This is a genomic window from Sinomonas sp. P10A9 (assembly GCF_041022165.1).
GTDB classification, from domain to species: domain Bacteria; phylum Actinomycetota; class Actinomycetes; order Actinomycetales; family Micrococcaceae; genus Sinomonas; species Sinomonas puerhi.
In genome coordinates this window covers 4,170,469-4,192,467 of sequence record NZ_CP163302.1, presented here as the reverse complement: position 1 = coordinate 4,192,467, position 21,999 = coordinate 4,170,469, and the positions used below count along the sequence as shown (strand labels likewise).

At 67.2% G+C, this 21,999-nt stretch carries 16 protein-coding genes and 3 rRNA genes; 12 read left to right on the top strand and 7 right to left on the bottom strand.

What is annotated here, in order from left to right; all coding sequences use genetic code 11:
* Nucleotides 1-3: 3 nt before the first annotated feature.
* The gene (locus AB5L97_RS19275) at nt 4-354 is read right to left on the bottom strand and encodes a metal-sensitive transcriptional regulator (RefSeq protein ID WP_307958600.1); all 351 of its coding nucleotides are present in this window, start codon (nt 352-354) and stop codon (nt 4-6) included.
* A gap of 575 nt (nt 355-929) precedes the next feature.
* Here AB5L97_RS19275 and AB5L97_RS19270 point away from each other — a divergent pair.
* The 7 genes from AB5L97_RS19270 to AB5L97_RS19240 all read left to right on the top strand — a co-directional run bounded on the left by AB5L97_RS19270 (nt 930) and on the right by AB5L97_RS19240 (nt 10,141).
* Nucleotides 930-2,454: ribosomal RNA gene (locus AB5L97_RS19270) — 16S ribosomal RNA — on the top strand.
* Nucleotides 2,455-3,003: 549 nt separating this feature from the next.
* Nucleotides 3,004-6,123, top strand: a 23S ribosomal RNA gene (locus tag AB5L97_RS19265).
* A gap of 195 nt (nt 6,124-6,318) precedes the next feature.
* Nucleotides 6,319-6,435, top strand: a 5S ribosomal RNA gene (gene rrf, locus AB5L97_RS19260).
* Together the 16S, 23S and 5S rRNA genes form the textbook arrangement of a ribosomal RNA operon.
* 352 nt (nt 6,436-6,787) lie before the next feature.
* Nucleotides 6,788-7,903 (top strand): exo-alpha-sialidase, encoded by a 1,116-nt coding sequence (locus AB5L97_RS19255; RefSeq protein WP_369045914.1) that lies wholly within the window; start codon nt 6,788-6,790, stop codon nt 7,901-7,903.
* 2 nt (nt 7,904-7,905) lie between these two features.
* Complete coding sequence (locus AB5L97_RS19250; protein WP_369045913.1) at nt 7,906-8,190, top strand: MoaD/ThiS family protein; 285 nt, start codon at nt 7,906-7,908, stop codon at nt 8,188-8,190.
* A 141-nt stretch (nt 8,191-8,331) separates the two neighbouring features.
* Complete coding sequence (locus tag AB5L97_RS19245; RefSeq protein WP_369045912.1) at nt 8,332-9,579, top strand: helix-turn-helix domain-containing protein; 1,248 nt, start codon at nt 8,332-8,334, stop codon at nt 9,577-9,579.
* A 121-nt stretch (nt 9,580-9,700) separates the two neighbouring features.
* Entirely contained in the window at nt 9,701-10,141 is a 441-nt protein-coding gene (locus tag AB5L97_RS19240; protein WP_369045911.1) for a VOC family protein, read from the top strand.
* A gap of 161 nt (nt 10,142-10,302) precedes the next feature.
* On the opposite strand, the gene AB5L97_RS19235 is transcribed toward AB5L97_RS19240, so the two are convergent.
* Both AB5L97_RS19235 and AB5L97_RS19230 read right to left on the bottom strand, forming a co-directional pair.
* Nucleotides 10,303-11,028, bottom strand: coding sequence for a FadR/GntR family transcriptional regulator (locus AB5L97_RS19235; RefSeq protein WP_369045910.1), 726 nt, complete (start codon nt 11,026-11,028; stop codon nt 10,303-10,305).
* A gap of 59 nt (nt 11,029-11,087) precedes the next feature.
* Nucleotides 11,088-12,281 (bottom strand): L-talarate/galactarate dehydratase, encoded by a 1,194-nt coding sequence (locus tag AB5L97_RS19230; RefSeq protein WP_369045909.1) that lies wholly within the window; start codon nt 12,279-12,281, stop codon nt 11,088-11,090.
* Between the two features lie 204 nt (nt 12,282-12,485).
* Here AB5L97_RS19230 and AB5L97_RS19225 point away from each other — a divergent pair, with 204 nt between their 5' ends.
* The 5 genes from AB5L97_RS19225 to AB5L97_RS19205 all read left to right on the top strand — a co-directional run bounded on the left by AB5L97_RS19225 (nt 12,486) and on the right by AB5L97_RS19205 (nt 17,738).
* Nucleotides 12,486-13,859 (top strand): MFS transporter, encoded by a 1,374-nt coding sequence (locus tag AB5L97_RS19225; RefSeq protein WP_369045908.1) that lies wholly within the window; start codon nt 12,486-12,488, stop codon nt 13,857-13,859.
* A gap of 72 nt (nt 13,860-13,931) precedes the next feature.
* The gene (locus AB5L97_RS19220) at nt 13,932-14,696 is read left to right on the top strand and encodes a hypothetical protein (RefSeq protein WP_369045907.1); all 765 of its coding nucleotides are present in this window, start codon (nt 13,932-13,934) and stop codon (nt 14,694-14,696) included.
* Between the two features lie 101 nt (nt 14,697-14,797).
* The gene (locus tag AB5L97_RS19215; protein ID WP_369047477.1) at nt 14,798-16,009 is read left to right on the top strand and encodes a Re/Si-specific NAD(P)(+) transhydrogenase subunit alpha; all 1,212 of its coding nucleotides are present in this window, start codon (nt 14,798-14,800) and stop codon (nt 16,007-16,009) included.
* Nucleotides 16,009-16,338, top strand: a complete 330-nt coding sequence (locus AB5L97_RS19210) for an NAD(P) transhydrogenase subunit alpha (RefSeq protein WP_369045906.1) — start codon at nt 16,009-16,011, stop codon at nt 16,336-16,338. Before AB5L97_RS19215 ends, AB5L97_RS19210 begins: the two co-directional genes overlap by 1 nt.
* Nucleotides 16,335-17,738, top strand: coding sequence for an NAD(P)(+) transhydrogenase (Re/Si-specific) subunit beta (locus tag AB5L97_RS19205; RefSeq protein WP_369045905.1), 1,404 nt, complete (start codon nt 16,335-16,337; stop codon nt 17,736-17,738). Before AB5L97_RS19210 ends, AB5L97_RS19205 begins: the two co-directional genes overlap by 4 nt.
* 69 nt (nt 17,739-17,807) lie before the next feature.
* On the opposite strand, the gene AB5L97_RS19200 is transcribed toward AB5L97_RS19205, so the two are convergent.
* The 4 genes from AB5L97_RS19200 to AB5L97_RS19185 form a co-directional block, all read right to left on the bottom strand.
* Nucleotides 17,808-18,422 carry a hypothetical protein gene (locus AB5L97_RS19200; protein ID WP_369045904.1) on the bottom strand — a complete coding sequence of 205 codons (615 nt, stop codon included), beginning with the start codon at nt 18,420-18,422 and terminating at the stop codon, nt 17,808-17,810.
* A gap of 2 nt (nt 18,423-18,424) precedes the next feature.
* On the bottom strand, nt 18,425-18,595 hold the full coding sequence (locus AB5L97_RS19195; protein ID WP_369045903.1) for a hypothetical protein: 171 nt from the start codon (nt 18,593-18,595) through the stop codon (nt 18,425-18,427).
* Between the two features lie 123 nt (nt 18,596-18,718).
* Nucleotides 18,719-20,104 carry an FAD-binding oxidoreductase gene (locus AB5L97_RS19190; RefSeq protein WP_369045902.1) on the bottom strand — a complete coding sequence of 462 codons (1,386 nt, stop codon included), beginning with the start codon at nt 20,102-20,104 and terminating at the stop codon, nt 18,719-18,721.
* Between the two features lie 51 nt (nt 20,105-20,155).
* Nucleotides 20,156-21,871, bottom strand: coding sequence for an L-lactate permease (locus tag AB5L97_RS19185; RefSeq protein ID WP_369045901.1), 1,716 nt, complete (start codon nt 21,869-21,871; stop codon nt 20,156-20,158).
* Nucleotides 21,872-21,999 lie beyond the last annotated feature (128 nt).

Below are 21,999 nucleotides of genomic sequence, written 5' to 3'. Positions count from 1 at the left end.
GAGCTACCGCAGGAGTCGGCCGATGGCATCGGTGGCCTCCTTCACCTTGGCGTCGATGGCGTCGGCCCTCTTCTCGGGGTCCGGCTCATTGGCGGCCCCGACCACGCAATGGCCGATGTGTTCCTCGACCAGACCGAGGCTCACGGCGTGCAGCGCCTTGGTCACGGCGGCCACCTGCGTGAGGATGTCGATGCAGTACTTGTCCTCTTCCACCATGCGGGCGATACCTCGGACCTGGCCTTCGATCCGCCTCAAGCGCCTCAGATAGGCGTCCTTGTCAGCGGTATAGCCATACGGGGGACCTGGATGGGCGGGGGGCCCCGGGTGGAAGTCCGGACCAATGACTGTTTCCATGGCACCGAAGATATACCCACTGGGGGTATAAGACAAGTACCCAGAGGGGGTATCGCCCAGTTCGATGATGCCAAGGCCTGCAAACCCGGATCCCTCTCCGGCCACGTGTGGCGAAGGGCACAGTCCTGCAATTTGGCCGCGAGGCGGCAAGCCGGTAAAGTTCTACGAGTCGCTGGAGCGGCCGCGAGGACATCGCAGGCCAGCAAGGCGGCCGAACCCCTGAAAATCCCGCCGGAACGGCAGCATTTAGATGCGCTCGGAAGGTGGGGATGGACACGAATTCAGACGCATTCCCCAAGAGATTGGGAATTTGCAGACAAGAATTCGATGGGGTAGAGTAGAATCTCGTTGCTCCACGGGGATGTGAACGGCTCGAAGTCGGGTTGGGATCGTTACGTGTGGGGGCCTGTTGTTTGAGAACTCAATAGTGTGCCAAGTTTTGTTGATGCCGTTTTTTTGGTGTCTTTTGCCCGGTGCTGTGCCGCCCCTGTGGTGTGGTGCCGGGTGTTGATGCCGGATCATTTTCTGTCGGCCTGGCTGCCTTATTTTCCTGGGGTGCCGGGTCGGCGTGTTTTTTGACGGAGAGTTTGATCCTGGCTCAGGATGAACGCTGGCGGCGTGCTTAACACATGCAAGTCGAACGATGATGCCCAGCTTGCTGGGCTGATTAGTGGCGAACGGGTGAGTAACACGTGAGCAACCTGCCCTTGACTCTGGGATAAGCCTGGGAAACTGGGTCTAATACCGGATATGACCCCTTTGCCGCATGGTGGGGGGTGGAAAGCCTTGTGCGGTCTTGGATGGGCTCGCGGCCTATCAGCTTGTTGGTGGGGTGATGGCCTACCAAGGCGACGACGGGTAGCCGGCCTGAGAGGGTGACCGGCCACACTGGGACTGAGACACGGCCCAGACTCCTACGGGAGGCAGCAGTGGGGAATATTGCACAATGGGCGGAAGCCTGATGCAGCGACGCCGCGTGGGGGATGACGGCCTTCGGGTTGTAAACCCCTTTCAGCAGGGAAGAAGCGCAAGTGACGGTACCTGCAGAAGAAGCGCCGGCTAACTACGTGCCAGCAGCCGCGGTAATACGTAGGGCGCGAGCGTTATCCGGAATTATTGGGCGTAAAGAGCTCGTAGGCGGCTTGTCGCGTCTGCTGTGAAAGCCCGGGGCTCAACCCCGGGTCTGCAGTGGGTACGGGCAGGCTGGAGTGCAGTAGGGGAGACTGGAATTCCTGGTGTAGCGGTGAAATGCGCAGATATCAGGAGGAACACCGATGGCGAAGGCAGGTCTCTGGGCTGTTACTGACGCTGAGGAGCGAAAGCATGGGGAGCGAACAGGATTAGATACCCTGGTAGTCCATGCCGTAAACGTTGGGCACTAGGTGTGGGGGCCATTCCACGGTTTCCGCGCCGCAGCTAACGCATTAAGTGCCCCGCCTGGGGAGTACGGCCGCAAGGCTAAAACTCAAAGGAATTGACGGGGGCCCGCACAAGCGGCGGAGCATGCGGATTAATTCGATGCAACGCGAAGAACCTTACCAAGGCTTGACATGTGCCGGACGGTCCCAGAGATGGGGCTTCCCTTCGGGGCCGGTTCACAGGTGGTGCATGGTTGTCGTCAGCTCGTGTCGTGAGATGTTGGGTTAAGTCCCGCAACGAGCGCAACCCTCGTTCCATGTTGCCAGCACTTCGGGTGGGGACTCATGGGAGACTGCCGGGGTCAACTCGGAGGAAGGTGGGGACGACGTCAAATCATCATGCCCCTTATGTCTTGGGCTTCACGCATGCTACAATGGCCGGTACAAAGGGTTGCGATACTGTGAGGTGGAGCCAATCCCAGAAAGCCGGTCTCAGTTCGGATTGGGGTCTGCAACTCGACCCCATGAAGTCGGAGTCGCTAGTAATCGCAGATCAGCAACGCTGCGGTGAATACGTTCCCGGGCCTTGTACACACCGCCCGTCAAGTCACGAAAGTCGGTAACACCCGAAGCCGGTGGCCCAACCCCTTGTGGGGGGGAGCCGTCGAAGGTGGGACTGGCGATTGGGACTAAGTCGTAACAAGGTAGCCGTACCGGAAGGTGCGGCTGGATCACCTCCTTTCTAAGGAGCCCCTCGCACTGTTCGGTGCCGGCCTGCATGGGCTGGTGCCGGTGGTGCCAGGCGAGAGCCCGTTTCGTGCCCGTTCGTGGTGCGGCGGGTGCTCATGGGTGGAACATCGGCAGGATTCGTGGCCCGTGCCCTGTGCGCGGTGCCCCGGGCAAGTACGCTCCGGCCCCCTCTTGGGGGGTGCTGGTGCTGGAACGCCGGGGGTGCTGTTGCGCAGGGGTGGGGTCCTTGGCACACTGTTGGGTCCTGGGACAGCAGTCCCCGCGCCCTCCTTCCCGGCCCCTGCCGTCCTCCTCCTGTCCCCCCTTGTTGTGGGGTGGCTGGTGGGGGCGGGGGTGCCGGGTGTGGGGGGTGTGTGGTGCCCGCCTTCCCCTGGCAGCCGCCTGTTCGGCGGTGTGTGGGGGTTGTGGGGGTTGTTGTTTGAGAACTGTATAGTGGACGCGAGCATCTAGCAATTTCGTCTTTCGAGACGGATTTATTTTTTTGCTGTAGGACAGCGTGCGCGCCGTTTGTGGCGTGTGTGTGTCCTTGGTTTCTTTGCGTGTTGAAGTTTCCAAGGGCGCACGGTGGATGCCTTGGCATCGGGAGCCGATGAAGGACGTGGGAATCCGCGATAGGCCTGGGGGAGTCGATAACCGGACTTTGATCCCAGGGTCTCCGAATGGGGGAACCCCGCCGCACTTGATGCGGTGACCCGCCGTTGAACGCATAGACGGTGTGGAGGGAACGCGGGGAAGTGAAACATCTCAGTACCCGCAGGAAGAGAAAACAACAGTGATTCCGTCAGTAGTGGCGAGCGAACGCGGATGGGGCCAAACCGTGCGTGTGTGATACCCGGCAGGGGTTGCGCGCATGGGGTTGTGGGGCCTTGCTTCGACTGTCTGCCGGCGGTCGGGGGTGTGGTGCAGTGGTGTAGGCGAACGGTCTTGAACGGCCGGCCGGAGAGGGTGTGAGTCCCGTAGCCGCAATGCCAGCTGCCGCCCTTGCGAGTGTCCCCAAGTAGCACGGGGCCCGAGGAATCCCGTGTGAATCTGTCAGGACCACCTGATAAGCCTGAATACTACCCGATGACCGATAGCGGACTAGTACCGTGAGGGAAAGGTGAAAAGTACCCCGGGAGGGGAGTGAAACAGTACCTGAAACCGTGCGCCTACAAACCGTCAGAGCGGGCCTGCTCCCGTGATGGCGTGCCTTTTGAAGAATGAGCCTGCGAGTCAGTGCCACGTCGCGAGGTTAACCCGTGTGGGGGAGCCGTAGCGAAAGCGAGTCTGAACAGGGCGTTCAGTGGCGTGGTCTGGACCCGAAGCGGAGTGATCTACCCATGGCCAGGTTGAAGCGACGGTAAGACGTCGTGGAGGACCGAACCCACTTCAGTTGAAAATGGAGGGGATGAGCTGTGGGTAGGGGTGAAAGGCCAATCAAACTCCGTGATAGCTGGTTCTCCCCGAAATGCATTTAGGTGCAGCGTTGCGTGTTTCTTGCCGGAGGTAGAGCTACTGGATGGCCGATGGGCCCCACAAGGTTACTGACGTCAGCCAAACTCCGAATGCCGGCAAGTGAGAGCGCAGCAGTGAGACTGCGGGGGATAAGCTTCGTAGTCGAGAGGGAAACAGCCCAGACCACCGGTTAAGGCCCCCAAGCGTGTGCTAAGTGGGAAAGGATGTGGAGTTGCGAAGACAACCAGGAGGTTGGCTTAGAAGCAGCCACCCTTGAAAGAGTGCGTAATAGCTCACTGGTCAAGTGATTCCGCGCCGACAATGTAGCGGGGCTCAAGCACACCGCCGAAGCCGTGGCAGTCCCACGATACCCAAGCCGTCATGGTTCAGGGGTGGGGCTGGGTAGGGGAGCGTCGTGCGGGCAGTGAAGCCCCGGAGTGATCCAGGGGTGGAGGCCGCACGAGTGAGAATGCAGGCATGAGTAGCGAAAGACGGGTGGGAAACCCGTCCGCCGGATGATCAAGGGTTCCAGGGTCAAGCTCATCTGCCCTGGGTAAGTCGGGACCTAAGGCGAGGCCGACAGGCGTAGTCGATGGACAACGGGTCGATATTCCCGTACCGGCGAAGGACCGCCCATGCCGGACAGCCGATGCTGACCGCCCGAGCCCCACGCCGTGCCTCCTTCGGGAGGCGCACTGTGGGGGGAGCGCGGGGACCAGAGCTGCGAGGCAAGCGTATTAACAGGTGTGACGCAGGAAGGCAGCCCGGCCAGGCGATGGTAGACCTGGTCCAAGGATGTAGGGCGCGCGGCCGGCAAATCCGCCGCGCACGAAGCCTGAGATCCGACGGGACCCCCTCACGGGGGGATCGGGTGATCCTATGCTGCCTAGAAAAGCATCGACGCGAGGTCCCAGCCGCCCGTACCCCAAACCGACACAGGTGATCAGGTAGAGAATACCAAGGCGATCGAGAGAATCACGGTCAAGGAACTCGGCAAAATGCCCCCGTAACTTCGGGAGAAGGGGGACCCGGGCCCACATCCGCACGCGCTGCGGGGAAGGGGCCTAGGTCGCAGAGACCAGGGGGAAGCGACTGTTTACTAAAAACACAGGTCCGTGCGAAGTCGCAAGACGATGTATACGGACTGACTCCTGCCCGGTGCTGGAAGGTTAAGAGGACCCGTCAGCCGCGAGGCGAAGCGGAGAATTCAAGCCCCAGTAAACGGCGGTGGTAACTATAACCATCCTAAGGTAGCGAAATTCCTTGTCGGGTAAGTTCCGACCTGCACGAATGGAGTAACGACTTCCCCGCTGTCTCGACCGTGAACTCGGCGAAATTGCACTACGAGTAAAGATGCTCGTTACGCGCAGCAGGACGGAAAGACCCCGAGACCTTCACTATAGTTTGGTATTGGTGTTCGGAGCGGCTTGTGTAGGATAGGTGGGAGACTGTGAAGGGGGCACGCCAGTGCCCGTGGAGTCATCGTTGAAATACCACTCTGGTCGCTTTGGACACCTGAACCTCGGCCCGTGATCCGGGCCAGGGACAGTGCCTGACGGGTAGTTTAACTGGGGCGGTTGCCTCCCAAAGAGTAACGGAGGCGCCCAAAGGTCCCCTCAGCCTGGTCGGCAACCAGGTGGCGAGTGCAAGTGCACAAGGGGGCTTGACTGTGAGACAGACATGTCGAGCAGGGACGAAAGTCGGGACTAGTGATCCGGCGGCACCTCGTGGAAGGGCCGTCGCTCAACGGATAAAAGGTACCTCGGGGATAACAGGCTGATCTTGCCCAAGAGTCCATATCGACGGCATGGTTTGGCACCTCGATGTCGGCTCGTCGCATCCTGGGGCTGGAGTAGGTCCCAAGGGTTGGGCTGTTCGCCCATTAAAGCGGTACGCGAGCTGGGTTTAGAACGTCGTGAGACAGTTCGGTCCCTATCCGCTGCGCGCGCAGGAGATCTGAGAAGGGCTGTCCTCAGTACGAGAGGACCGGGACGGACGAACCTCTGGTGTGCCAGTTGTACCGCCAGGTGCACGGCTGGTTGGCTACGTTCGGATGGGATAACCGCTGAAAGCATCTAAGCGGGAAGCCCGCTTCAAGATGAGATCTCCATCCACCGCAAGGTGGGAGAGGCCCCCAGCAGACCACTGGGTTGATAGGCCGGACGTGGAAGACAGGACTGAAGACTGTCGAAGCCGACCGGTACTAATAGGCCGACAACCTCAACACCACCACACCCACCACCCCCAAAAGGGCGGCCCGGGTGCGGGAACGAAACCATGCTACGCGTCCACCATACGGTCCCCAGACAACAAACCCCAGGGAACCAGCCACAGCAGAACACCACAACCGAACAACGACTCACGGAACACCGTGACCACACACTTCCCCACCCCCACACCCGGGGGCGCGCGGAGCAAGGGTTACGGCGGCCACAGCGTGGGGGAAACGCCCGGACCCATCCCGAACCCGGAAGCTAAGACCCACAGCGCCGATGGTACTGCACCCGCCAGGGTGTGGGAGAGTAGGACACCGCCGGACAACCATTCACAGTGAGGCCCCGACAACAACGTCGGGGCCCCACTGCATTTAAGCGGCAAAGAGCTTGTAAAGAGCGGCAAAGAGAAGCCCCGAAGCGCGCAATTGGGGGGGTACGCGCTCCGGGGCGGTTCGGGGCCCCCGGAATCCGGATCGTGCCGGGGGGTTCAATGATCTGTCAACAAAATCGTCAGCCCCAGTGGACTTAGCCAGAAGGCTACAGGCCCGTGAGCCCCTTTGCCCAGCATCGGGCCAGACTTTTCGAGTGTTGCGGACGGGCGTTGCGGAGACGGACAGGCCGCGTTCCCCGGTGGCCACCGCGCTCCCTTGTCGCCGCGACGGCGTCGGTGCTCGAATGGGACGCATGAATTCACCCCGCTACCTTCTCGCCGTCGGCACCAAGAAGGGACTGTGGCTCGCCACGAGCGAAGACCGCAGGACCTGGACGGTGGGAGCGCCTCAGTTCCTCATGCAGGAGATTCCCTCGATCGCGATTGATACGCGGGGCGGCAGGACTCGCCTGCTGGTAGGCGTCCGTTCAGAGCACTTCGGTCCCACGGTGGTCCACTCCGATGATCTCGGTACCACGTGGACCGAGCCCGCGCAGGGCTCGGTTGTCTTCCCCGAGGCTGCGGACGCCGCCGTCGAACGTATCTGGCAGATCCGGCCGGATACCGAGGAGCGGCCTGGTGTCGTATGGGTCGGCGCAGAGCCGATCTCCGTGTGGAAGTCCACCGACGGCGGCGGGTCGTTCGAGCTGAACCGCGCCCTGTGGGAGCACCCGGACAAAGATCGATGGGGCGCGGGTGCCGGCGGCGCCGCCGTGCATACGATCGTTCCCGATCCCCGGGACGAGAACCTGGTCCATCTCGCCATGAGCGCCGGAGGGGTCTACCGCAGCACCGACGCGGGCGCGAGCTGGACGGCCCGCAACCGCGGGATCTCGGCCTATTTCCTCCCTGACCCGGAGCCCGAGGTGGGCCAGTGCGTGCACAAGATCGCCGCCGATGTCGACGGCCGCCTCTACGCCCAGAACCACCGGGGCGTCTACCGCAGTGACGACAGCGGGGATACTTGGGTGTCGATCGCGGACGGGCTGCCGGCAGACTTCGGCTTCGTCATGCTGACCCACCCGCGACGGAGCGGCACGGCGTGGGTCGTCCCCCTGGTCTCGGACTGGGAGCGCATCGCGCCGGAGGGCCGGCTCGCTGTCCATCGGACCGACGACGCCGGCGCCACCTGGCGCCGCCTCGACGCCGGGTTGGCCGAGCATGACTGGAACGCGGTGCTGCGGGACGCAGCCGACGTGGACACCGAAGACCCCGTTGGCGTCTACTTCGGCACACGCGGCGGCTCGGTGTGCGCGAGTGCCGACGAGGGCGGGACCTTCCAGGAGGTGCTCAGCCATCTGCCGGACGTCCTCTGCGTGCGGGCGGCGGTCATCGCGCACGACGCCGCCCCGGAGGGTTAGGCGTGACCGTCACCGTCGTCGTGCCGTCCGTCCTTGCGGAAGCGAGTGGAGGGAAGACCGAGTTCGAGCTCCCCGACGATGCGGTGACGTGCGCGCGCGACGCGCTCGACGCCGTCGCCCGTCAGTTCCCCGTGCTGGGACGCCGGCTGAGGGACGAGCGCGGTGCGCTCCGTCGTCACGTCAATGTGTACGTGGGCGGAGAGGACGTGCGGCGGGGGGATGGGCTCGAGACGCGGGTGGCCCCCGGCGCGGAGGTCCTGGTCATCCAGTCGATCGCGGGCGGATAACCCGGAGGCGCTCGTCGTCGACCGCACCACCCAGGTCGCCTGAGCCGGGATTCCCGGACGCAACGTTGATGCAACGTTGCCCGGATTGCGTCTAAGCATCGGCGCGTACACTTGTGAGCCACGGCACACATGAAGGGGTGGATGAGCGTGCGCGCAGACCAGCCGCACTCCGCGGGCGCGGGAGGCGTGGACCCTGGGGAGCCCGGGGGCGGAGCCCCGCGCGCCGTGGTCGCCGACTCCTGGCGGCGCTCCCTCGCCGTCCACGAACGCCGGGAGGATGCCGTGGTGACGAGCATCCTCGACGACGATGCGCTCTCCTCGTATCGCACCGAGCACCCGCTCGCGTCCGTCATGCCGGTCATCAGCGAGCTGCTGATCGAGCCGGCCCGCGATTCGGGCATCCTCGTCGCTGTGGGGGACGCGAGCTCTCGACTCCTGTGGATCGGCGGTGACCCGGGCGTGCGGCGCCGTGCAGAAGGCATGGCCTTCCTCGAAGGGGCAGACTGGTCCGAGGCGAGCGTGGGCACGTCGGCCCCCGGCACGGCGCTCGCGACGGGCAGCGCCGTTCAGATTCGCGGGCCCGAACACTTCAGCCCCCTCGTCGAGGCGTTCTCCTGCACCGCGATGCCCATCCGCGACCCGCGCTCGGACCGGGCCATCGGCGTCGTCGACATCACGGGCGGCGAGCAGGCTGTGGGAGTGCATGCCCTGCCGTGGCTCAAGGCGGCCGTGGCCGCGGTCGAGGAGCGGCTCCGCGGTCTGGCCACCGTACGGCCGCCGACCCTTGAACGGGCCTCCGCGCAGGCGATCGGCGCCGTCCTGACCGTCACCGGCCGGGATCAGGGCGTGCTGCGCTGGGCTGGCCGCGAGCTGAGCCTGAGCGCGCGCCATTCCGAGATCCTCGTGCTCTTGGCCGGCCACCCGCGGGGACTCACCGCCGAGGAGCTCACCGAGCGCCTGTATGCCCAGCCTGTCCCGCCCGTGACCCTGAGGGCCGAGCTTGTGCGCCTCAGGAAGGTCCTCGAGGCTTCCGGTACCGGAGTCACGCTGCTCTCGCGGCCGTACCGGGTGGACGGGCTCGAGGTCGATTCGATGACCGCTCTCGCGCTCCTCGAACGCGGTTCGCATCGGCAGGCCCTCGGCGCCTACGGCGGGCAGCTGCTGCCGCGCTCCGAGGCACCCGCGATCACGGAGCTGCGCGACGAGCTTTCGGCGACGCTGAGGGAAGCGGTGGTGGGCAGCGCCGCCGTCGACGTCGTGCTCCACTACCTCCGCCTGCCGGAGGCAGCGGACGACGCCGAGGCGTGGCGTACCGCTCTTCGCCTCCTGCCGCCGCGCTCGCCCAAGCGGGCCGCGGTCGTGGCGCATCTGGAGCGCCTCGCGGGCTAGAAGGACCTTCAAAAGTGTCGGTGGACCGGCGTAGGCTCGCGAGGGTCAGCAAGGATCACGACGTCCGGATCACCAACCATCCGCCTCACCACCATCCGCATCACCACGTAAGGGAGCGATCATGCCTGCCACTCTCAATCCGTACCTGAGCTTCAAGGACAACGCCCGCGATGCGATGACGTTCTACCAGTCTGTCCTCGGCGGCAACCTCACCATCTCGACGTTCGACGAGCTGCATGCGGCCCAGGATCCGTCAGAGGGGCAGCTCGTGATGCATTCGCAGCTCGAGACGCCGAGCGGCTTCACGCTCATGGGCTCCGATACTCCGTCGCGCATGGAGTACCAGCCGGGCACCAATTTCTCGATCTCGCTCAGCGGCGGGCCGGACACCGAGGAAGAGCTTCGCGGGTACTGGGACGGACTCTCGGACGGCGCAGTCATCTCGATGCCGCTCGAGAAGGCCATCTGGGGCGCAACCTTCGGCATGCTCACCGACAAGTTCGGCATCGCGTGGCTCGTGAACATCGCGGGGGAGCCCATGCCCGGAGCCCCGCAGGCGTGACCGCGACGAGCGAGACCGTCGTCAGGGTTCACCGCGTGGATGCACCGCGTCGCTGACGCGGGAAGCATCCCGGCGGTGAGGAGTCGCGGCGCCGCGCGCCCGACGTGGCCCTCCTCGGCGAGCTACGGTCCCGCCAAGCCGGTCGAGGGAGTACCCCAAGGTCACCCGAGGTCCGGGCCGAGGGCCAGACGCTGGCGCGAATTGGCGAGGTGGGTGCGCACGGCGGCCGCGGCTCCGGCGGGATCGCCGCGCTCGATCGCGGCGTAGATCGACTCATGCTCGTAGGTGACCCGATCGAAATGCGCGTCGCGTTCGGGTCCCTCGGCCGCGCGCAGGCGTGTCTGCGGCATCGCGATGATCGTCGGGCCCAGCGAAGTGAGCAGCTCCGCGTAGTAGCGGTTGCTCGCGGCGGCCGCGATGGCCGTGTGGAATCGGAAGTCGGCGTCGACCGCGCCGCTCGGCTTGGACCGGCTCGCACGGAACAGGTCGAGGGCGCGGGCGATCGCGTCGAGCTGTTCGGGGGTGCGCCGCTGGGCGGCGAGACTCGCGGCCTCGACCTCGACCGCGATGCGGAAGTCGAGCAGCTCGAGCCGCTCGGGCACGGTGCGGACCGAGCCGGCCTCGATCGAGAAGACCTCTTCGCTCGGTCGGGCGAGGACGAAGGTTCCCCGCCCGCGGTAGGTCTCGACGAGCCCCGCCGCCTGGAGGCGGGAGAGCGCCTCGCGCACCACTGTCCGGCTCACGGCGAACTGCTCCATAAGCTCGCCCTCGGACGGGAGCTTGTCTCCCGGGGCGAACCCGCCGTCCACGATCCGGCCGGTCAGGCGATCGACGACGCCGTCCGTGAGGCTTGCACCCAAGGGGCGCCGTGGGGAGTCGGGGGACATGGGTGGTCTCCTGAGGGGATGGGTGGACGGCGGTTCGCGCCCGGTGCGCTGTTCCGAGGCTACTTGACGCCGAACTCGACGGTGTCTGTGGTCCAGGCGCGGGCCTGATCGCTGAGCGTGAAGCCGAGGCCGGGCCGGGAGGGGACAATCATGCGGCCAGCGCGTGTTTCGAGGCGCTCGTTGAACAGCGGATTGAGCCACTCGAAGTGCTCGACCCATGGCTCCCTTGGGTAGGCGGCGGCGAGATGCAGGTGGATCTCCATCGCGAAGTGCGGTGCGAGCTGGAGTCCGGCCTGGTCTGCCAGGGCTGCGAGGCGGAGGAACGGTGTGATGCCACCGATCCGGGGAGCATCCGGCTGGATGATGTCCACAGAGCGGTGCTCGATGAGGGCGAGGTGCTCCGCGACGCTCGAGAGCATCTCGCCGGTGGCGATCGGCGTGTCCAGCGAGGCTGCGAGCTGGGCGTGGCCGGCGGCGTCATAGGCATCCAGCGGCTCCTCGATCCAGGTGAGGTCGAATTCCTCGAACGCGCGCCCCATGCGGATGGCCGCCGCCCTGTCCCACTGCTGGTTGGCGTCGACCATGAGCGGAACGCCCGGGCCGAGGTGCTCGCGCACGGCGGTCACGCGGGCCAGGTCAACCCGGTGGTCCGGGTGGCCTACCTTGATCTTGATCCCGCCGATCCCCTCGGCGAGGGACCGGGAGGCTCGCTCCTTGACCTCCTCGATCGGCGCCTGAAGGAAGCCCCCTGACGTGTTGTACGTCCGCACGGAGTCGCGGTAGCCGCCGAGGAGCTTGGCAAGGGGGAGGCCGGCGCGCTTCGCCTTGAGGTCATACAGGGCGATGTCGAGAGCTGCGATCGCCTGAGTCGCGACGCCGCTGCGGCCCACCGAGGCGCCGGCCCACAGGAGCTTCTCGTAGATGCGTCCGATGTCGTTCGGATCCTCACCGATGAGGTTCTCGGCGATCTCCCTGGCATGGGCATACTGGGCGGTCCCGCCTGCACGCTTCGAGTAGCTGAAACCGACACCACTGTGCCCCTGCTCCGTGATCATCTCAGCGAACAGGAACACGATCTCGGTCATTGGCTTCTGCCTGCCGGTGAGCACCTTGGCGTCGCTGATCGGGGTGGCCAGCGGGAGCGTCAGTGAGGACAGCCTGACGTGCCGGATCGCATCAAGGGTCGCCTCCCCTCCCGAGAGGGCAGCGAGGGGGTTGGCGAATCCGGGGGAGTCTGCGGCGGTAAGGGTCATGGTTTGCGCTCCTTCGCGACGGTGGGATGTCCTGAGGTCCACATCGTACAAGTCCTAAACTTGTCATACAAGAATTCTTCCTCATACTCTTTCGGTATCGGCAGATGCTCAAATCGACTTGGACTCCCGCCTTGCGGGCTCCCTAGTCTGTCGGGACGAGACCGCGCTGTTCATCGGAGAACGGCATGAGCAAAGGAAGCACCCGTGCCAGAGACCACCGTCGAGACCCAGGGAGGGCCCGCGGCGCCGCGGACCCTCCGGGTGAAGTCCCATACCCGATTCCTTGTCCTCGGGCTCATTTTCATCATCACCGTGATCAATTACGCCGACCGCAGCAACATGTCGATTGCCGGGGCGGATATGACCAAATCCCTGGGAATTACCCCGGTTCAACTCGGATTCATCTTCTCTGCTTTCAGCTGGGCATATGTGGTCGGCCAGCTGCCGGGCGGCTATCTGCTCGACCGGTTCGGGGCGAAGCGGATGTACGGCTGGAGCCTCGTGCTCTGGTCTGCGGCAACGCTCGTGGTCGGGTTCGTGGGCCTCGTGTCGACGCCGGTGCTCGTCACGGTGGGTGTCCTGTTCGCGCTGCGGCTGGTCCTCGGCATCGTCGAGGCGCCGGCGTTCCCCGCCAACGCGCGGATCACGACGATGTGGTTCCCCACCCGCGAACGCGGGCAGGCGACGGCGGTGTTCAACTCAGCCCAGTACCTCGCGACCGCGATGTTCGCGCCCATCATGGGTTGGATGACGTTCCAGTTCGGCTGGCGCTGGGGCTTCTTCGCGCTCGGCATCGCGGGCGTGGTCCTCGGACTGGTCTGGTTCCGCTGGATGGACGTGCCCTCCAAGCACCGACGCGTCTCGCCGTCGGAGATCGAGGCCATCCGCGAGGGTGGCGGGCTCGTGGACCTCGACGAGAAGAAGAGCCTCGCAGCGAGCCGGTCGACGCTCACACGCCATCAGTTCGGGCAGCTCTTCACGAGCCGCATGTTCTGGGGGCTCTATGTGGCCCAGTATGCCGTCAACGCCCTGACGTACTTCTTCACCACCTGGTTCCCGATCTATCTGGTGAGCGCCCGGCACCTCAACATCCTCCAGGCCGGCTTCATCGCAGCGATCCCCGCGCTCGCGGGCTTCCTCGGGGGCATGCTCGGCGGGTTCGTCTCCGATCTCATGCTCCGCCGAGGCGTCTCGCTCACGGCCGCGCGCAAGATCCCGTCGGTGGTCGGCATGCTCCTCGCGATGCTCATCTGCATCTGTCCGTTCACCGACAGCACGCCACTCATCGTCGCGCTCATGACGCTCGCCTTCTTCGGAAAGGGCGTCGCCGCGCTCGGCTGGGCGTTCGCGACCGACATGGCGCCGAAGGAGGCCAACAGTGTTTCGGGCTCAATCATGAATGCGATCGGCAACATCGCGGGCATCGTGACCCCGATCGTCATCGGCTTCGCGATCTCTGCGACCGGCTCGTTCGACATCGCGCTCTGGTTCGTCGGGGCCCACGGTGCCGTGGCCCTCGTGGGCTACGCGATCATGGGCCGCGTGAAGCGGCTCGAGTTCTCCGCCCGTCCAGCGTGATGGCCGTGCCCGCCTGCGGACCAGTGCCGATGGACCTCGCCAGCCTGATCCGGCCGGATGCACACTGGGTGCATGCCTGAGAACGCCTCTGCTGACAGTTGGAGCCACGCTCTGGACGATCTGGTCGCCCTGATCGACCACCCCCTCCCGGTTCCGTCCCCTTGGATTGAGGACGGCTCCCGTGAGGAGGTCGACGACGCCCGTGCGGTCGCCGTCGCCTGGGGGTGGCTCATGCGCACCAAGCGGTCCGCCCAGGCGGTCCTCGGCCTCGATCGGCTCGGGTTCGGCGTCGAGGCGGCCCCGCTGGCCTGCTCGGTCATGGAGCACGCAGTCCGTCTGCTGTGGGCCGCGCGGCACGAGCGGCGGGAGGCCGTTGGGGTGCTGCTGTCCGCGGACGGGGAAGAGGCACCCGGGGGAGGCGGCCCGGCCGGGGCGCCGTGGGCCCTATCCGAGAGTGAGCTACGGAAGCTCGGCGAACTGCAGGACGACGACGCCGTGGCGGGCCGGGGCGAGCGCGCGGGCGACCTCAACCGCCTACGCTGGGTCGCGCTCGGGCTCCCCGACGGCGAGGCCGGACTGTACGGCCTCTGGGAGAAGGCGCTCAGGGAATCCCACCCCACGCTCGAGAGCGCGGCGCCCTATCTCGAGCAGTCTGCAGACCGCCATGGCTGGCTCCTGCGCCTGCTGCCCCAGACGCGGGAGTCCGTGTTCGACGCACAGATAGCGGCCCTGCTCCTGGCCGCCTTCGAGGCGTACGTGCGCCTTGCCGGACTCGAGGAGCGGTTCGGCCCCCGGATCGACGCCTTGGGCGCACGCATGATGTCCCTTCGCGCATGACGCCGCTCCACGCCGCGAGCGTGGTCCGGGACAGCGAGACGCAGGCCACATAGACTCGGGCTCAGGCGGCCAGCAGTGTGCCGCGGAGCGGAGGCATGCGCGTGAGGGTGGGCATCCCGAGGGAGCGGCTCGTGGGGGAGAAGCGCGTGGCCGCGACTCCGGAGTCGGTCCGGCAGCTGGCGGGGCTCGGTCTCGACGTCGCCATCGAGTCCGGGGCCGGCGCCTCGGCCGGACATGCCGACGCCGAGTACGCCGAGGCGGGCGCCGAGGTCGTGGCAGCCCTGGACCTGAGGGGCATCGATCTCCTCGCCCACGTGAGGCCCCTCCATCCCGTGACGGCTGCGGGGCTGCCATCGGGCGCCATGACCGTTGGCCTCGCCTCGCCGTCGACCGAGCTGCCCACCGTTCGCGCCCTGACGGATGCACGGATCACGGCCTTTGCGCTCGAGCTCGTGCCCCGCATCTCACGCGCGCAGTCGATGGACGCGCTCACGTCTCAGGCGCTCGTGACCGGGTACCGGTGCGTGCTCGAGGCGGCGATCCGCTTCCCCCGCTTCTTCCCCCTGTACATGACGGCCGCAGGCACGATCCCCCCGGCCAAGGTGCTCGTGCTCGGGGCCGGGGTGGCGGGCCTGCAGGCCATCGGCACCGCCAAGCGCCTCGGCGCGCGGGTCTCGGCCAATGACATCCGCCCGGCCTCCGCGGACGAGGTCGCATCGATGGGCGGCACGTTCATCCGGCTCGACCTCGAGGGCGCCGAGGCCTCCGGCGGCTATGCGAGGGAGCTCACCGCGGACAGGGGGGCGCTCCAGCGCGAGCTGCTCGCCCCGCACGTCGCGGACGCGGACGTGCTCATCACCACGGCTGCCGTGCCGGGCCGCCGTGCGCCGCTCCTCGTCACGCGGGGGATGGTCGCGGGGATGAAGTCCGGCTCGGTGGTCGTGGACATGGCGGCGGAATCGGGCGGCAACGTCGAGGGCTCGCTCCCCGGCGAGGACGTCGCGGTGGCGACGGCCGACGGCGCCGGCGAGGTCACCGTCGTCGGGCTCAAGGACGCCGCGTCGGCGATGGCCGCCGACGCGTCGCGCCTGTACGCGAAGAACGTCGCGAATTTCATTGCGCTGCTCGTTCCGCGGGCAGACGGCGAGGTGCTCCCGGACTTCGACGACGAGGTGGTTGCCGGGGCGTGCCTCACGCACGACGGCGAGGTGTGGCACGCGCCGACGGCTGAAGCGCTCGCGGCGCTCGCCACCGCACGGGCTGTGCCCCGGGAGAGCGAAGACACCGAGGACACCGAGGAAGGAGTGGGCTGATGGGCGGCGTGGAGGTGCTCACGATCCTCGTCTTCGCGGTGTTCGTGGGCTTCGAAGTGGTCTCGAAGGTGTCCAGCATCCTGCACACGCCGCTCATGTCGGGCGCGAACGCGATCCACGGGATCATCCTCGTGGGCGCGATCGTGGTGGCGGGCCAGGCGGAGGACGGATGGGTGCTCGCGGTGGCGCTGCTCGCCGTCGTGCTCGCGACCGCGAACCTCGTGGGCGGGTTCGTCGTGACGGACCGCATGCTCGAGATGTTCAGGGGACGCAGGCCTGCCGCTCGCGGAACGGCAGCCCGCGGCGAGGGCGGGGAGGGCACCAAGTGACCGCCTCGGCCGTCATCGACCCGACCTGGACGGCACTGCTCTATCTCGTCGCCGCCGTGTGCTTCATCCTCGCGCTCAAGGGGCTGTCCTCGCCCAAGCACGCCCGCCGCGGGAACGCGGTCGGGGCCCTCGGCGCCGTCGTCGCGCTCGTGACTGTGTTCCTCTCGAGCCGACTCGAGAACATCCCCTGGATCCTCGCGGCGATCGCGGTGGGTGCGGCGATCGCGGCGCCCGTGGCCCGGCGGGTCAAGATGACGCAGATGCCGCAGCTCGTCGCGCTGTTCAACGGCGTGGGCGGCGGCGCGGCCGCGCTCGTGGCGCTGCTTGAGCTGCCGCACGCGGGCGGTCCGGACGGCGGCTGGATACGGCTCGCGATCGTCTTCACCCTGCTGATCGGCGCCGTCTCGTTCGCGGGCTCGGCGGTGACCTTCGCAAAGCTCCAGGAGCTCATGACCACGCGGCCGGTCACGTTCCTCGGTCTGCCTTTCCTCATGGGGGCCGTGCTCCTGGCAGCACTCATCGCGGCTGGGGCGGTGGTGGCCGTGCCCCTCTCGGACACGTCGGTCACGCTCGCCGTCGTGCTCCTTGCGCTCGGCCTCGTGGCCGGCGTCCTGCTGGTGCTGCCCGTGGGCGGGGCGGACGTGCCGATCGTCATCTCGCTGCTCAACGCGTTCACCGGCATCGCCGTTGCGGCCAGTGGGCTGGTGCTCGGCAATGTCCTGCTCGTGGTCGCGGGCACGCTCGTGGGCGCCTCCGGCACGATCCTCACCCGGCTCATGGCCGCGGCCATGGGCCGCAGCGTCACCCACATCATGTTCGGTGCCTTCCAGGGAGGCTCGACGGCAGGCTCCACCGCGGTCTCGGACCGTCCCGTGCGCTCGTCGAACGCCGAGGACGTGGCCGTCCTCCTTGGATATGCGCAGAAGGTCATCATCGTGCCCGGGTACGGGCTCGCCGTGGCCCAGGGCCAGCACACCGCTGCCGAGCTGGCGCAGGCGCTCGAGGCGCGCGGGATCGACGTCGAGTTCGCGATCCACCCCGTTGCCGGACGCATGCCGGGGCATATGAACGTTCTCCTCGCCGAGGCGAACGTGCCGTACGAGTCGCTGAAGGAGATGAGCGAGATCAACGGCGAGTTCAGGCAGACGGACGTCGCGCTCGTGGTGGGCGCGAACGACGTCGTGAACCCCGCCGCGAAGTCCACGCCCGGCTCGCCGATCTACGGCATGCCGATCCTCGAGGTCGGGGATGCGCGGCAGGTCGTGTTCCTCAAGCGGTCCATGCGGCCGGGGTTCGCTGGCATCGAGAACGAGCTCCTCTACGAGCCGCAGACCACGCTGCTGTTCGGCGATGCGAAGGATTCGCTCGCCAAGGTCCTCACCGCGGTCAAGGCCCTCTGAGTCCGAAACGCCGCATCAGGGCACGCCGTCGCGGCGATGACGACGGCGTGCCCTGATGCGGCGTCTGTCTCAGGCGCGGCGCCGCGGAACGAGCGGGACGCAGGTGGCGCAGGCCTCGGCGTTCTCCGGGTCCGCGAGGGCGTCCCGTTCGAGCCTGAGGCGCCCGGAGAGTGCCGTGGCCATGAGGGCGACGGCGGCGACGCCCACCACAGGCTGGACCACGAACCGGATGGTATCGAGGGACAGGCCCGCGAACATCTGCACGATCGTGCTCTGCTGCCCCTGGGTCGTGGCGAGCAGGAGGCCCATCATGCCGAACAGCGGACCCCGGAGATCGCACATGGTCGCCTCCGCCCCGATCGGGGCGCTGACGAAGCTGCCGATGAGCAGCCCCATGGCCGCGGAGCCGGCGAGGACGAGCAGACCCGTCCAGAGCGCGCCCGGGAGGGCTGCGCCGTCGAATGCTCCGTTGGCAAAGACGAGAGCGGCCGCCGCGAGGACGGCCACTGTCGCCGCGATACCCCGGCGGGTACGCGTCCATGTCCGCAGGACGGACCAGCGGCCGCCGAGGGGCACCGCTGTCTGGTCCGAGAGCGTCAGGATGGGCTCGGGGGCGAAGACGGACGACGCCGCCTCCGCACCCCGAGCGCCCTGCACGCCGCTTGGCGAACGCGTCTCAGCCACCGTCAGCGGAAGGAGAGCAGCTTGTTGATGACGCTCGCGCTAGAGCCCGAACCCGAGTCATGGCCGGGGCAGCGGCGGTCCTCGGGGACGTTCGCGAAGACCTGGTCAACGTGCTGGCCGCAGCCAGTCCAGGTCACCTTGCCGCACGTCGAGCACGTGATGGGGCTGCACATAGGATTCTCCTTGCCGTGGAAGTTCTGGATACCCCTAGGGGTATTTCCACTGTAAGGCATCGCCAATCCCCGGGGCAAGCCCGCGCACGACGGCGGGGGCGCACCCGCCGTCGTGCGCCCGGATCAGATGGCCTTGCCCGGGTTCAGGGTGCCCGCGGGGTCGAGGGCACCCTTGATCGCCTGCTGGAGCGTGCGGGAGGTCTCTCCGAGCTCCTCGCCCACCCATTCACGCTTGAGCACGCCCACACCGTGCTCGCCCGTGAGGGTCCCGCCGAGCCTGCGGGCCAGGTGGAACATGTCGCCGAGGGCGGCCTTGGCCGGGCCCGAGGTGATGGACTCCGCCGGGTCGACCACGATCATCGGGTGCAGGTTGCCGTCCGCCGCGTGCGCGACGCTGAAGATCCTCGTCCCGGTCCGGGCTGCAATCTCCTCGAGCCCCGCGAAAGCCTCGGCGAGACGGTTCCGCGGGACGGCGATGTCCCCGATGGAGACGCGCCCGAGCTTCTCGAGCGAGGGGATAGCGTCGCGCCGCGCCTTGACGAGCGCTTCGGCCTCCGCCGCATCGGCGGCCCGGTGGAGGGACGACGCATAGGGGCCGATGGCCTCGGCGATCGCGTCGAGTTCGAGGTGGGCCCCGTAGCCGTCTGTCTGGGCGAGGAGGAAGGCTCCGCCGAGTGCGCGGTGCCCAGTGCCCTCGGCCCGGTCCACGGCGTCCAGCGTCGGGCCGTCCATGAGCTCGAGGATCGAGGGCTGGATCCTCGCCGCCGTGATCGCCGACGCTGCCCGGCCTGCCGCCTCGACGTCGGGGAAGTAGGCCGCGAGGGTCTCGGTGCGCACCGGACGCGGCCGCAGCCGCAGCGTCGCCTCGACCACCACGCCGAGGGTCCCTTCGGAGCCGATGAAGAGCGCGTTGAGGTCGTAGCCAGTGACGCCCTTGATGGTGGAGCGGCCGGTGCGGAGGATGCGTCCGTCGGCGAGGACTACCCGCAGGCCGAGCACCGACTCGCGCGTCACGCCGTACTTGGCGCACCACATGCCGCCCGCGTTCGTCGCGATGTTGCCGCCGATCGAGCAGATCGCCGTGCTCGCCGGGTCCGGCGCGTAGAAGAGGCCGAACTCGGCCGCCGCGGCGTTGACCTCGGCGTTGAGGACGCCCGGCTCGACCACCGCGACCATCTCCACGGGATCGATGCTCAGGATGCGGTTCATGCGCGAGACGTCCAGCACGACCTCGCCGGCTTCGGCGCTCGCGCCGCCCGCGAGCCCCGTGCCTGCGCCCCTGGGCACCACCGGCAGCTGGTGCGCGTGGGCCAGCTCGAGGGCCTGGACCACGTCGTCGACGGACTCGGCGTGGACGACGGCGTCCGGCAGGGTGGGTGGCTCGTAGCCGGAACGGTCGGTGGCCGCGGCGGCCCGCGCGGCGGGGTCGAAGCTGGCTCGGGGGTGCGCGGCGAACGCGCGGGTGTCAGTGCGCATGGCTTCTTCGGTGGCCTCGATGTTGAGCGTCATGGATGCCTTCTCGGGTGTTGTGGTGATCGTAGGGGGCGACGGCGCGGCCGGTCACGGGACCATCCAGGACAGGACGCCGGTCTGGAGGAGGACGAGGGCCGTGAGAACCACGAGGAGGCCGAGGCTCCAGCCGAGGAGGCGCCGGAACAGCGTGCTCTCGGACCCGTCGAGGCCCACGGCCGCCGCGGCGACGGCGAGGTTCTGGAGCGAGAGCATCTTCCCCAGCACGCCCGCCGAGGAGTTGGTCGCGGCCATGAGGACCGGGGAGAGCCCGGTGTGCGCCGCGGCGGTGACCTGGAGCTGTCCGAACAGGGAATTGGACGAGGTGTCCGAGCCGGTCAGGGCCACGCCGATCCAGCCGAGCAGGGGGGAGAGGAGCGCGAAGATGCCGCCAGCGGAGGCGAGGGCGATGCCGAGCGTTCCGGTTTGCCCGGACAGGTTCATGACGAACGAGAGTGCCAGGACGGCGCTGACCGTGAGGATGGTCCAGCGCAGCACCTTGAGGGTGTCTCCGTAGATCCGCACGGCGCGTCCGAACGGGATCCGGTAGACCGCGAGCGTGATCAGACCGGAGATGAGCAGCAGGGTCCCGGTGGCCTTGAGGTGGTCGAACCGCATGATCTGCGAGCCGGCCTGCTTGCCGCTCGGGTCGACCACGTCGAGGGCCGGCCAGCGGAAGGAGAAGCCGCCCACCGCGGTGAGCCACGCCTTGACCACGGGAACCTGGGACAGGGAGAAGACGGCGATGATCACGAGGTACGGGGCGACCGCCATCCAGATCTCGCGAGTGCCGGGACGTCCGACGCCGGTGCTGCCGTCTCCCGGCCGCGACTCGCCCGAGGCGCCGCTCGCCGCCGAGGAGGAACCGCCGTCGTGCGCCGAGGCCCCTCCCTGCTGGGCGTGCACGCTCTCGACGAGAGGCTCGGTCGCGTGGGTGTCGAGAGGAGCCGCCGGCTGCCAGACGCGCAGCAGGAGCAGGACGGCCGCGATGGCGACGATGCTCGCGAGGACGTCCGTGAGCTCGACGGTGAAGAAGTTCGAGGTCAGGAACTGGACGATGGCGAACACCACGCCGCCGACGACGGCCGCGGGCCAGGTCTGCCGGACGCCGCGCTTGCCGTCGACGATGAACACGAGGAGGAGCGGCACGATGAGGGCGAGGAACGGGGTCTGCCGGCCCGCCATCGCCGAGACCGTGGCGAGCGGGATGCCCGTGACGCCGCTGAGCGCGATGACCGGGGAGGCCATCGCGCCGAAGGCGACCGGCGCCGTGTTCGCGAGGAGGGCCACCATGGCCGACTTGAGAGGCTTCATGCCCGCCGCGACGAGCATGGCGGCGGTGATGGCGACGGGTGCGCCGAAGCCGGCAAGGGCCTCGAGGAGCGCGCCGAAGCAGAACGCGATGAGAATGGCGAGGATCCGCAGGTCGGCCGAGATGGAGCGGATGGTGTCACCGAGGACGCCGAACCAGCGGGTCGCCACCGTGAGCTTGTAGACCCAGAGTGCATTGATGAGGATCCACAGGATAGGGAAGACGCCGTAGAAGGCGCCCTCGGCAGTGGCCGAGAGGGCCTGGCCCGGCGGCATCTGCCAGACCAGGATGGCCAGGGCGATCGAGAGGACGAGGCTCGCGACGGCGGCCTTCCACGCCTTGGTGCGGAAGATGCCGAGCATCACGAAGAGCAGGAGAAGGGGAAGGGCCGAAAGAAGTGCCGAGAGGGCGAGCGGCCCGTTCAGGGGGTCGACGATCTGGTGGAAGGTACTCACAGAGACTCCTTTGTCTGTGTCCGCGCCATAACAGCGGAACTTTGTTTCCGTGATCCGAGAGGTGCCGTCGCCGAGTTTAGATGTGAGCTGCACCACTGGTCAATGGTCGGTCCACAGTGGTCAGGCCA